Source organism: Neobacillus terrae, from assembly GCF_011393025.1.
Taxonomy (GTDB): Bacteria; Bacillota; Bacilli; order Bacillales; family Cytobacillaceae; genus Neobacillus_A; species Neobacillus_A terrae.
The window spans coordinates 355,560-367,771 of sequence record NZ_JAAOEO010000003.1; the positions used below are offsets into that span (position 1 = coordinate 355,560).

At 38.0% G+C, this 12,212-nt stretch carries 12 protein-coding genes; 1 reads left to right on the top strand and 11 read right to left on the bottom strand.

The annotated features are described in order from the left end of the window. Positions 1–223 precede the first annotated feature (223 nt). Positions 224–1,141: a Gfo/Idh/MocA family protein gene (locus tag G8761_RS06270; RefSeq protein ID WP_338000916.1), complete on the top strand. Its 918-nt coding sequence runs from the start codon at positions 224–226 to the stop codon at positions 1,139–1,141. Positions 1,142–1,176: 35 nt separating this feature from the next. On the opposite strand, the gene G8761_RS06275 is transcribed toward G8761_RS06270, so the two are convergent. The 11 genes from G8761_RS06275 to G8761_RS06325 form a co-directional block, all read right to left on the bottom strand. Then, a complete protein-coding gene (locus G8761_RS06275; RefSeq protein WP_166024737.1) occupies positions 1,177–1,782 on the bottom strand; it encodes a hypothetical protein in 606 nt (201 codons plus the stop codon). A 14-nt stretch (positions 1,783–1,796) separates the two neighbouring features. After that, positions 1,797–2,969, bottom strand: coding sequence for a ParM/StbA family protein (locus tag G8761_RS06280; protein WP_166024739.1), 1,173 nt, complete (start codon positions 2,967–2,969; stop codon positions 1,797–1,799). Positions 2,970–3,501: 532 nt separating this feature from the next. Next, complete coding sequence (locus tag G8761_RS06285) at positions 3,502–3,807, bottom strand: ArsR/SmtB family transcription factor (RefSeq protein ID WP_166024741.1); 306 nt, start codon at positions 3,805–3,807, stop codon at positions 3,502–3,504. Between the two features lie 29 nt (positions 3,808–3,836). Beyond that, a complete protein-coding gene (locus G8761_RS06290; RefSeq protein WP_166024743.1) occupies positions 3,837–4,601 on the bottom strand; it encodes an SDR family NAD(P)-dependent oxidoreductase in 765 nt (254 codons plus the stop codon). 388 nt (positions 4,602–4,989) lie between these two features. Further along, the gene (locus G8761_RS06295; protein ID WP_166024745.1) at positions 4,990–5,970 is read right to left on the bottom strand and encodes a zinc-binding dehydrogenase; all 981 of its coding nucleotides are present in this window, start codon (positions 5,968–5,970) and stop codon (positions 4,990–4,992) included. 77 nt (positions 5,971–6,047) lie between these two features. Beyond that, complete coding sequence (locus tag G8761_RS06300; RefSeq protein WP_275940682.1) at positions 6,048–6,347, bottom strand: hypothetical protein; 300 nt, start codon at positions 6,345–6,347, stop codon at positions 6,048–6,050. Between the two features lie 47 nt (positions 6,348–6,394). Continuing rightward, positions 6,395–7,912: an osmoprotectant update ABC transporter permease/substrate-binding subunit OpuFB gene (gene opuFB, locus G8761_RS06305; protein WP_166024749.1), complete on the bottom strand. Its 1,518-nt coding sequence runs from the start codon at positions 7,910–7,912 to the stop codon at positions 6,395–6,397. Next, entirely contained in the window at positions 7,905–8,873 is a 969-nt protein-coding gene (locus tag G8761_RS06310) for an ABC transporter ATP-binding protein (RefSeq protein ID WP_166024751.1), read from the bottom strand. Before G8761_RS06310 ends, opuFB begins: the two co-directional genes overlap by 8 nt. 341 nt (positions 8,874–9,214) lie before the next feature. Next, on the bottom strand, positions 9,215–10,243 hold the full coding sequence (locus tag G8761_RS06315; protein WP_166024753.1) for an aldo/keto reductase: 1,029 nt from the start codon (positions 10,241–10,243) through the stop codon (positions 9,215–9,217). 73 nt (positions 10,244–10,316) lie between these two features. Next, on the bottom strand, positions 10,317–11,117 hold the full coding sequence (locus G8761_RS06320) for an SDR family oxidoreductase (RefSeq protein ID WP_166024755.1): 801 nt from the start codon (positions 11,115–11,117) through the stop codon (positions 10,317–10,319). Positions 11,118–11,134: 17 nt separating this feature from the next. Next, positions 11,135–12,169 (bottom strand): aldo/keto reductase, encoded by a 1,035-nt coding sequence (locus tag G8761_RS06325; RefSeq protein WP_166024757.1) that lies wholly within the window; start codon positions 12,167–12,169, stop codon positions 11,135–11,137. Between the last annotated feature and the right edge of the window lie 43 nt (positions 12,170–12,212).

Below are 12,212 nucleotides of genomic sequence, written 5' to 3' on the forward strand. Positions count from 1 at the left end.
GACTTCCTTTTTATCTGGATCATAGCTTAAAAGAGCTTTGTTCCGATTAGACTTTAAAAATTGGGCTGATGGCAAAGTCATGGCCTGCACCTGCAGTTAGAAATAATTGGCTGAAACCTCTTCGCTTCATCTCTCATTCCCATCCATAAAGGAAGGCCTTTAAAGTTGATATTAAATATCCTGATTGTATAATTTACAGTACGTATACCAATGATTGCATGGGGTGATTGATTTGAAAATCGGAATCATAGGATTGGGCGATATCGCTAAAAAGGCCTATTTACCTGTACTATCTGAAAAAGAAGGTATAGAGCTTGTGCTTTGTACAAGAAATGAGGATACTCTGAACAGATTGGCCGAGAAATATAGAATTCAGGAAAAGGTCCAGACGGTTGATGAACTGTTAACAAAGGACATTGATGCAGCTTTTGTGAGTTCTGCAACAGAGGCGCATTTTAAAATGGCTGAAAAGTTAATTGAAAATGGCATAAACGTTTACATAGACAAACCGGTATCAGTGAGTTTCCAGGAAACTGAAAGAATTGTTCAGCTTGCAAAAGACAAAGGTGTAATAGCAATGGTAGGCTTCAACAGAAGATTTATACCAAGAGTGAAAGAACTGAAGGAACATGGTAAAGCCAGCCTGATTATCATGCAAAAAAACCGATTCGCAGCTCCTGACTATGTAAGAAGATTTGTTGTAGAGGACTTCATTCATGTAGTCGATACTCTTCGATTCCTGATGGATACAGAGGTCAAGGATTTAAAAGTAGAGTACCTTAGGAAAGGTGAAATGCTTGATAATCTGGTTATCCAGCTTATTGGTGATGGCTGTATCGCTATAGGAGTAATGAACAGAAACGGCGGTGTTACCGAGGAAATCATTGAATACATGGCTGGACATGACAAATATGTTGTTAATAGTCTGGTTGAAACCACTCATTATCATAATAAAGAAATAAGTTTTACTAAATTTGGTGACTGGGAGCCGACACTTTATAAACGCGGCTTCTACCAAATCACTGACCATTTTATTGATTGTGTACAAAATAACAAGACCCCTAATCCATCAATTGATGATTCTTATATCACTCATGAAATTTGTGAAAGAATCGTTAAATCCATAGATCCCGAAGCATAATAAAATAAGAAGCCAGTGATAACCCTGGCTTCTTTTTATTTATTCATTTTAGAAAGAAAATCCCCTAAAAGACTGTCCAGGTCATTTTCCTCCTCTTCATTTTCTTCTTCCACCATTTCTGGTTCGTTTTGTTTTGCTTTTTCCCAATCAAATGAATCCAAATCATCGTCAAAGTCATTTAAATCATGCGATGGGGTAGTTTCTTCTACCGAAATAACCTGACCTGTATTGTTTGACTGGATAACAGGAATCTCTTCGTTTGGTATTTCTTCTTGCAGGTACAAGGCCTCGTCTATATCCAAAGAGCTGCTATTTAATGAGGCTAGTAATGAAGTAGCCCGAACCGGGTCCGTTAATAGCTGATAAATAATACTCCCAAGCAAGGCTTCAGAATGCTCATGCTTTAACCAATCCCGCTGTGACTTGCTTAATTTATGGGGCAAGGGAATCGTAATGGTTTCCCGTTCCCTTTTAGAAGAATGGCCAACTCCCTGCATCACAAACTCAGCAATTTTACTGGAAAAGTTCCTTCTTTCTATTTCCTTTAGCTTTTGCAAATGCTTTAATAAATGATCAGGCGTATCAGAAGGAACCCGAAATGAAATGGCTTGGCCCCTCTCAATTGAGGCAGACTTTTTCATATAATCACCTTATATTAATTCTTTACTGGTTCTTTGACTGCCTTTGGCTTTTCTGTTTTCCTGACAAAGTCAGTGATAAGCTTATAATAAGCGTTAGCCATCATCCAAATACTCTCTTTTTCATCTTCAAAGAATTCGATATTATAGCCATCTAAATTATTGTTTAATGTTTTAAGATATTCCTTTAGAACATTCGCCCCGCCGCCAACAAAGTAGCAGATTTCGGTTTGAGAATTTTTCTGCCAAACATTGCGTAATAAACGATATTCTTTTTTAGCAAGTTCAAGCAAAATACGATCTGTAATATCATGAACGCTTGTCCTGCTGCCTTTAACCATAATATGATTGCGGTCATTCTTACGTGTTATAATTTCAACCACATCACGGCGGCTGTCTAATTCAACCCCATGTTTTGTTCTGATTTCTTCTCTAATAGCCTCTAACGATTCAGAAACTCCGAGATTAAATCCTTGTGCCTTATCATCATCCACATTTCTGTTTTTAATAACTGCTATATCAGTTGATAATCCGCCAATATCCTGGATTAAAATTCTTTTATCAATTAAATCCTTATTTATAATCTTCAGTTGATTATCCATCACAAGATTTATATACGCAGCAAATCCTTCAGGATATATCTTTACTTCATTGAATTTAATATTTACTTTTAATCCCTGATATTTTGGAGTTACAAGGAATTCTACCTGATGTACAGAACCAACTAATTTAGAGCGATATCCTGCATCCTTGCCTTCTTTTACTTCTCGAAGCGGAAGACCTGTTCCAAGAGTATAGTTTGCATCAATGACATTTTTTGCACGCGGAAAAATTTCAGCGGTTTCCTCTTTGACTGCGTCTAATGCCAATGTCGCAAAAAGCATAACCAATGTCTGATCCTCTTCTGATTTCGCACTGCCTGGATCTAATTCTGTAGCATTGCTGCTTTTGGTTGCCAAATTACCCACACGATAAATCGCATTATTCTCTTTCAAGGCAGGGGAGTGAACCTTGATATGAATTCCATCCAGCGGATTCTTACTATCTAATTCTTCTATTCCAATAACCGGTCGGTCTTCTGTATCTCTCGCAACAATGTTAGGAATGTTTAATTCGTACTCTAATTCTCCAAATAAAGCTTTAATTGAGTCGTTTCCGACATCTACTGCAGCAATTCTAGTATTTGACATAAAAATACATCCTTCCTTTTCAATTAATAGATTTATGTTTATTGGCGGTTATGTATATGTGTTCTTCTTTAATGTTATAGGAGATTACTAGTTACTTCAATAAACTTATGTGAAAAGAAATGAAAATGTAAACCTGTAAACACCTTGTAAACTAAAAGTTGCTGTGGTATACAACTTTGTAAACTTCGAATACACATCCGTATACATATCGTATCCACAGCATGTTTACGCATTTGTCTACACGTAAACATAATTGTATACATTAAGTTTACATTTTGTAAACGTGTATACAATTATGTAAACAAGGGTTTTTTTCTTTTTTCACCGATAGAGCATTGTTGGAATTTGGAGGGTTGCTACTTCCTTTACTTTTTCTTACAAATTAAAAAATGTTAAAAATTAGTTTTGAAGTATACTATCGAACCTAATAGAAAGATACCAAATCCAATTAATAAAAAAGACTTTACCAAAAGGTAAGTCACTAAGTAGAAGGTCCAGGTCTCATAGGAAAAATTTAAAAAAAGAGAGTGAATTAAAAAATACACTCACTCTCCACGATATCTATCAGCTGCTTCAATTGCTCTACACTTTGGTTTAAAGAAAGCGAATAATACCGCTGTGTCCCTTTTTGTTCGATTTGTAGGAGTTGGATTTCCCGCATTATTTTTAAATGATGAGAGATTGCCGGACGGGACAGGTTAGATTGCTCAGCAATTTCATTTACGCTTAATGGCTCTTGTTCTGCCAATAAAAGAATAATGTCCTGCCTAGCAGGGTCACTTAAAGCGTTAAATAACGGAATACACGCTCTGAATACATCAATTGCTTTTTGTTCCATAATTCATTTATCCCCTTTTGTTCAAAATATTATTTTTCCCCTGCAACATACTTAGCAAGTTTAGCGGACAAATTTCTTGGTAAAAACTTTGCTCCAAGAGCACCTGCCTTATTTAATCCTCCTGTTACAATCACACGTTTTCCGCTCATCATAGCCTCATAACCTTTTTTAGCTACTTTATCCGATTCCATCGCCTTGCTGAACATTTTCGTCCCCTCAACATTGGCAACAGAACCAAAATTAGTTTTTGTTGCACCCGGGCATAGGGTTGTAACAGTGACCTTGCTGTCATTCAGCTCTTCAACAAGTGCTTCTGAAAGGGAAAGGACAAAAGCCTTTGTAGCATAGTATACTGCCATTAAAGGGCCTGGCTGGAATGCCGCAGTACTTGCTACATTTAGTATTTTCCCGCTGTTCCTTTCCTTCATCTTCGGAAGAATATAATAGGTTAATTCTGTTAATGAGGTAATATTAAGTTGAATCATCTCTAATTGTTTATAGATGTCTAGTTCATCGAACTTACCCAATAATCCGAACCCCGCATTATTAACTAAAACATCTATATCCAGACCCTTTTCTTCAATCTCTCGAAATACCTCATTAGCTGCTCTTGGCACGCTTAAATCTTTAGCAATGACGGTTACCTCTAAATTTGTGAAAGTCTGCTTGATTTCCTCTAATTTGTTTTCGTTTCTCGCAACCAAAACAAGGTTGTAACCATCATTAGCGAATAGCTTTACAAACTCATATCCTAAACCGCTTGTAGCTCCTGTTATTAATGCTGTCTTTTTCATACTATATCCTCCAATTATATGATAATTAATGTTTATATGTTTAAATGTTTAAACATATAATAATTAAAGTCTCCCTTAAAGTCAATTAGAATTTTCCTGGCACATTATTTTAGGGCTCCTATTTTGGGGGAAAAGCTTAATACAAAATGACATTTTCATTTGAATAGGGTATGCGGAAGTTAGCCACGACTTGGCTATGTGGAAGTATGCTTTGAAAAAGAGGCATTAATAAGAAACGGATTACTTATGTTTAAGAAGAAAGACCAGGCTTACTGGTCTTTCTTACTTAAACTTATATAGAAAAGTCCACTGAACAAAAAAATAAATTGCCCATTAAAGTATTAAAAAAACTCTCTTAAAAATAAGTTCTAAGTACTTGTGCCAGACTTTATTTTATCTTGGCCACAATTTTACCTTTTACATGGCGCTCAGAGAGGCGAGTTAATGCTTCTGGAACTTCATTTAGTGTAATGGTCTCTTTTAGCATGGAAGAGAGTTTGCCCTCAGACATAAGTGTTAGCATTTGATCTCCTATTAATGCGAGATCCTTTTGTGCTTTTACATCTCCAGACTGGTGTGCTGCCCCAAGAGCAATTTCATGGTAAGATACTGATTTTGTAAAAGGCTTTACTTTTGTAAAATCAGGTGCACCCGAAATAAAAACAATGTGACCCATAAAAGCTAACATGTCTAAAGATTCTGTTGCACTTTCTCTGCTCACCGCATCAACCACTGCATTTACACCGCGCCCATTAGTAATATCCATAACTCTTGATGTAACGTCCTCCTCATGGTAATCAATCACATAATCTGCACCAAGAGATTTTACATACTCATGATTATGGCGAGATGCTGTAGAGATGACAGTTTTACCCGCAAGTTTCGCTAATTGAACGCCAAATCCTCCAACACCACCAGCTCCGCCGTGAATTAATATTGTTTCAATTTGTTCAAACGGCAGCTTACAGAATAAGGACTGGTAAGCGGTATACCCTGCTGTAGGAATAGCAGCCGCATCGTCAAACGAAACATTTTCCGGAATACGTGAAACTGTATGTGCAGTAGTCAAGGTATATTCAGCAAAACCGCCTTTTTTAGTAAGATCTCCGTGATACACCACTCTGTCTCCCTTTTTCCATTGCGTAACGCCTTCACCTGTTTCTGCAACAGTTCCAGCAACGTCTAAGCCGATAATATGCGGATAGGACCAATTTGGATTTCCACCAGTTGCCGTTTTATAATCTACAGGATTTAGACCCACAGCATGAACCTCAACTAATATCTCCCCATTTTCAGGGCTGGGTGTTTGTATATCTTCAACCTTCATTTCTTTCCATTGACCTTTATCATGCAATAACAATGCTTTCATTTTTTCATCTCCTATGAGGCTGCTTTAGTTATAAGGATCAAAAGCCGGTCTTCTTGTTAGGAAGAACGGCTTTAATGTTATTTATCCAAGATTCCTGAAAGAATTAAGTTCCAGACAATATCAAATTCCTGATTAATGGAGGGCGATGACCATTCTATTGCATGAGCTGGATGATGGAATCGAGCCGTTGCCATAAAAATCCCATTTGCAGTCGCTGCGGCATCTGTCATATTAAATTCTTGATTTGTTATTCCCTCTTCAATAATCGGTATTATTCGTCCGATTAATTCACTAATATGGGCATTTATTACATCTACAGATTCTTCAGAGAGTGTTGTATACATCGTAAATAACTCAGGGTCTTTTTTAATATTCATTTTTCTGCACTAGCTCATTTTGTTAATTTAGGGATCAGAAACTCTTTTTATTTAATCAATCCTTCTTTTTGTAAAAATTGCTTAGCAACTTCTTCAGCACTCTTTCCGTTTACATTTACTTCATAATTCATCTCTCTCATTTGATCGTCCGTTATTTTTCCAGAAAGCTTATTTAAAGCTGATTTGACCTCTGGATTTTTTTGAACGGTTTCCTTTCTTAATAATGGTGCCCCTTGATAGGGAGGAAATAGATGCTTGTCATCCTCTAAAACAAAGAGGTTATATTGCCTTAACTCACTGTCTGTTGAATAAGCATCGACTAAGTTGATATCCCCGGTTTTAATTGCATTATAGCGAAGTTTCGGTTCCATCGTTTTTACATTAGCGAATTTTATATCATAAAGTTTTTGAATCCCACGATAACCATCCTCACGATCGGCAAACTCCAAGGTAAAACCCGCCTTCGTATTTTCCTGAATTTTTTTCAAATCGGAAATCGTTTTTAAATGTTCCTTTTCAGCTAGTTGTTTTGGTACGGCCAGTGCGTACGTATTGTTGTAAATCATCGGTTTCAGCATTTCCATATCATACTTTTTGAGCATACCAGTTCGCGCTTGGTCGTATACCTCTCCCCTGTCCGTGCTAACTGCGGTTTCTTTTAAAAATTCGGAAATGGCTGTTCCAGTAAATTCAGGGTACACATCAATACTGCCTGACTTTAATGCATTAAAAACAAACGAAGTTTTTCCAAGTCCAGGCTTAAGTTCAACCTGAAAGTTCGTATCTTTTTCGATCAACAGTTTATACATATTAATCAAGATTTCTGGCTCAGAGCCGAGTTTTCCCCCAATCACGATTTTTTTCTGCTCTGGGCTTGTGATGGACGGAATGGCCATGATCAGTATCGTTGCCGCTGCAAGTACTACAAAAGTAGTCAATGATTTTTTGAATGATATTCGTTCAAATTGTCGAAGGAAAAAATCAAAAAGAATGGCAAGAATGGCTGCCGGAATGGCGCCAAGAATAATGAGGGATGAATTATTTCGGTCAATTCCAAGAAGAATTATATCTCCTAACCCTCCTGCCCCAATTAGTGCTGCCAATGTCGCTGTTCCTACTATTAAAACCATTGCCGTTCGTATTCCAGCCATGATTACAGGGGTAGCAAGGGGAAGCTCTACTTTTAAAAGCCTTTGTCTTTTGTTCATCCCCATCGCTCTTGCAGCCTCAATGAGTGAGGTATCTACTCCTTTTATTCCAGTATATGTATTTCTAAGAATCGGCAGCAGCGCATAAATCACAAGGGCGATGATGGCGGGAACTTTTCCAATGCCAAACAACGGGATTAATAGACCTAAAAGGGCTAGTGAAGGAATCGTTTGAAGGATTGCAGTAATTCCAATGATTCCTTCTGCAATCTTTTGTTTTTTTGTCAAATAAATTCCAAGTGGAATGGCGATGAGTATAGAAAAAAAGAGGGCAATGAGTGATATTTGAATATGCTCTAGCAAAGCACTCAACAATTGTGATTGTCTTCCCTTAAAAACATTTGCAAAATTATCCATTATTAGGACCTCTTTCTTGCAAGGAATCTGCCATATACTTTAAAGCTGTTTTTCTTGTTATTGTACCGATGATTTGACCTTCTTTTTCCACTGACAATTGCTCATGCTCTGTTAGCATCATAAGCGCCTCCCTTAAAAAGGAAGATGCAGGAATAGTAAAGGAAGGTGAAGACGTTGTATGGCTGGTCCGGATTTGATCGATAATGTTTTCAAGTTGAACATCCTCCTTTGCAGACACTGCATGCATTCCCACAAAATCTCGTACAAAATCATTGATAGGGCTCTCGATGATTTCTTTTGGTGTTCCCACTTGAACGATTTCTCCATCGTTCATGATACATATTCGATCACCAAGCTTGATGGCCTCCTGCATATCATGTGTAACAAAAACAATCGTTTTGTTAATTCTTCGCTGCAGATCAATAATGTCATCCTGTAATTTTTCCCTGCTAATGGGATCAAGTGCACTAAATGGTTCGTCCATTAACAGAATATCTGGGTCGGCGGCAAGTGCACGTATCACGCCGATTCTCTGCTGTTGGCCGCCAGATAGTTCTTTTGGTTTCCGGCCTCGATATTTTGCTGGTGGTAAACCCACCATTTCCATCAATTCATCGATTCGGAGCCGAATCTTCTGATCATCCCACTTTCGCAACTCAGGAACGATCGCAATATTTTCTTCTATGGTCATATGGGGAAAAAGAGCAATTTGCTGGAGGACATATCCCATGTTCCAGCGCAACTCGTGTATGTCGTACTCACTAATTTTTTTGTCATAGACAAAAATTGTACCGTCAGACAATTCGATTAAACGGTTGATCATTTTAAGTAACGTCGTTTTCCCACAGCCGCTGGGCCCAATAATGACAAAAAATTCCCCCTCCTTGATAACCATGTTTAGGGACTTAATCGCGGTAGTACCTTCTTGATATTGTTTGGATACTTTTTCAAATCGGATCATTAGCTCACTCCCTTTTTAACCTGTCAGATTTATCATGTACTTTTAAGATAAAAACTACTTTTGGATACTATCGGACTTGGTAATTTCCATATATAAGGATATCATAGACATAATTAATTTATATAATTTGAATTCTTTTGGATGGACTTGTCAGACTGGTCTCTTTATTATTATGTAATCCATTTTAATCATTCATTAAAATTTAATAAGCTAGTGCTGCGTATGATAAGGGAATTAGGGATTAAATCTCCATTCGGATCATCCTTTGAATACCTTTACATGGCATTCTATTAAAAAAATAAAGCCACGAGAGTTTTCCATATCCTCGTGACCTTTTATACTTATCTTCTATGGTTATCAATTAATGAAAGTGTTTCCCCATGCAGTGCTTTTAGCACAGGCTCAGATGCTAGGAACTCATGTGGAAAACCCAATTCGATTTTGCTTACTTCATTTAATTGTTCAAGATGTTCTTGTTCCAAATTAAACTGAACACTTTCCAAATTATCCTTCATCTGAGATTCTTTACGCGCGCCAACAATGGGAATCATAACGCCACTTTGCTGACGGACCCAGTTGATTGCCACCTGGGCAGGACTATGCCCAATTTCGTTTGCAATTTCTACAACTGCTTCCGCTATTAAAATATTTTTATCTTTTAGCCTTGCACTATTAGGTGAAAGTCTTTTCGGATCTGAGTTATTATTTTTGTATTTACCGGTTAAAGCTCCACCTGCCATCGGCGCCCAGGCAGTTACACCGATATCAAAGGCATTTGCCATTGGCAAAAGATCCCGTTCTGGCGCCCGCTGCATCAAGTTGTATTCAACCTGAAGCCCAATAAATGGAGTCCATCCTCTTAATGAAGCCAGCGTATTTGCTTGAGATACAATCCAAGCTGGTGTATCTGAAATTCCTACATATAATGCTTTTCCCGCACGGACCAAATCATCTAAGGCACGCATTACTTCTTCAACAGGCGTAAGAAAGTCCCATGCATGGAGCCATAAAAGGTCAATATAATCCGTTCGAAGTCTTTTCAAGCTTGCTTCAACCGATTGAACCAGGTTTTTTCTATGATTCCCACCGCCGTTTGGATCATGCCGGCGAGTGTTTAAAGAATATTTCGTTGCCACAACATACTGTTCTCGTTTCGATTGAATAAATTCTCCTAAATAGGCTTCACTTGTACCATTTGTGTAGTTAACCGCCGTATCAATAAAGTTCCCGCCTGCTTCCGTAAAGGCATTGAAAATCTTTTGACTTTCTTCCTTAGAAGCACCAAATCCCCAATCTTCTCCAAATGTCATCGTTCCCAAAGCTAATTCAGACACTCTTAAACCACTTTTTCCGAGTAATTTGTATCTCATATCTTTCTCCTTTTATAATTGTTTGTACACCTAAGAATTTAGTTATTGTAATACGTCTGGCCTTAACAGGCGCTTATACCCCATAATTTTTTTGCAGAGCTCTCATCATCAGCTTCTGCCATTGTTTTTGCTGGTTTACAATTAGAGAAGAACTTACCGCTAACCCTTTTACTTCAGGAGATGAAGCAAGATAAACCGGAGTTTTTGCTCCTTTTTCCGTACTTGCAGACGTTAATTTAAAAATGCTCCTTAAAATCCACGGCAATTGATGCATAATGTTCGTCTTAATAATGCCAGGATGGAGACTGTTTACAGTAATTGGTCTGCCTTCTAGCTTTTTGGCCAATTCTTTTGTAAAAAGGACCAGGGCCAGCTTAGTAGGACCAACAGCTTTAAAAAACGTATAATTATTTTCTGTCATTAAATCATCAAAATTCATTTTAATTCCATTATGTTTGGATGCCACATTAATGATTCGGCCGTCTCCACTCGCTTCTAATGAATCAAGCAAAAGATGGGTTAATAAAAAGTGAGATAAATAGTTTGTCGCAAAAGTGGTTTCAATGCCGTCTTCTGTCTCCGATCTTTTAGGAAGAAATACTGCTGCGTTATTGATTAAAACATCCAGTTTATCAAACTTTTCCTTAAACTGATCTGCAGCCTGACGAACTATCCGTTGGGAGGACAGGTCTGCAATCAGTAAATGTACATTGTGGTTTCCGCTTTGTGCAATAATATCTTGCCGGGCCTCCTGTCCTTTCTCGTTGCTGCGGCACAGGATCACAACAGTTGCACCCATTTTTGCTAATTCAAGAGCGGTCGCTTTCCCAATTCCTGAATTTCCCCCAGTAATTAAACAAATTTTATTCTTCATATTTTTCCCCTTAGCTATTATTTTCTGTGATTATCAATATTTGCATACATTTGTTGTTGTCCGGCAGCCAAGAAATCATGTGGAAATCCTAACGGAACCTTACTAATGTCGTTTAGCCTTTGAATATGGTCCTGACTAAGTTCAAATTCCAGGCAGCCCAGATTATCTTTTAATTGAGTCTCTGTTCTAGCCCCAATAATTGGAATAATCACACCGCGGTCCTGCTGTTGTCTAACCCAGTTTAGGGCAACCTGTGCAGAGCTTCGACCCATCTCCTCTGCAATCTTGTCGACTTCTCTTGCAATTTGAAGGTTTCTTTCATTAAGGAATTGGTTGTGCATAGGGTTTGGAATATGCAATCGTTTTTGATCATTGCTATTTTTCGTGTATTTTCCAGAAAGGAGTCCCTGTCCTAAAGGTGACCAAACCGTAACTCCAATATCAGATTGCTTAGCCATTGGAAGCAATTCTCTTTCAACCGTCCGTTCAATCAAGCTGTACTGTATCTGCAAACCAATAAACGGCGACCAGCCACGAAGCTTTGCAATGGCATTTGCTTCTGACACAACCCATGCAGGTGCATCTGATATCCCAACATATAAAACCTTACCCGAACGTACTAGGTCATCCATTGCCCTCATTACTTCCTCAACAGGAGTCAAGATATCCCAAAAATGGAGCCATAGAACATCTATATAATCTGTATTCAGCCGTTTTAAGCTCGCTTCCACGGATTGGACAAGATTCTTCCGATGGGCTCCACCCGCATTAGGGTCCTTAGGATTTAGGAAATTTAAAGAGTATTTTGTAGCAAGGACCATTTCTTCCCGACGGGATGCGATAAATTCACCTACAAATTTCTCGCTTGTTCCGTTCAAGTAAATATTTGCTGTATCAATGAAATTTCCTCCAGCTTCAACATAAGCTTCAAATACTTTTCTGCTTTCTTCTTTAGATGCACCATAAGGACCCCAGTCTTCCCCAAAAGTCATGGTTCCTAAAGCAAGTTCTGAAACTCTTAAACCGCTGTTTCCAAGTAATTTGTATCTCATATTTCTCCTCCTTAGATTCAATCGTTTTTTAAGCTGTTTCTAA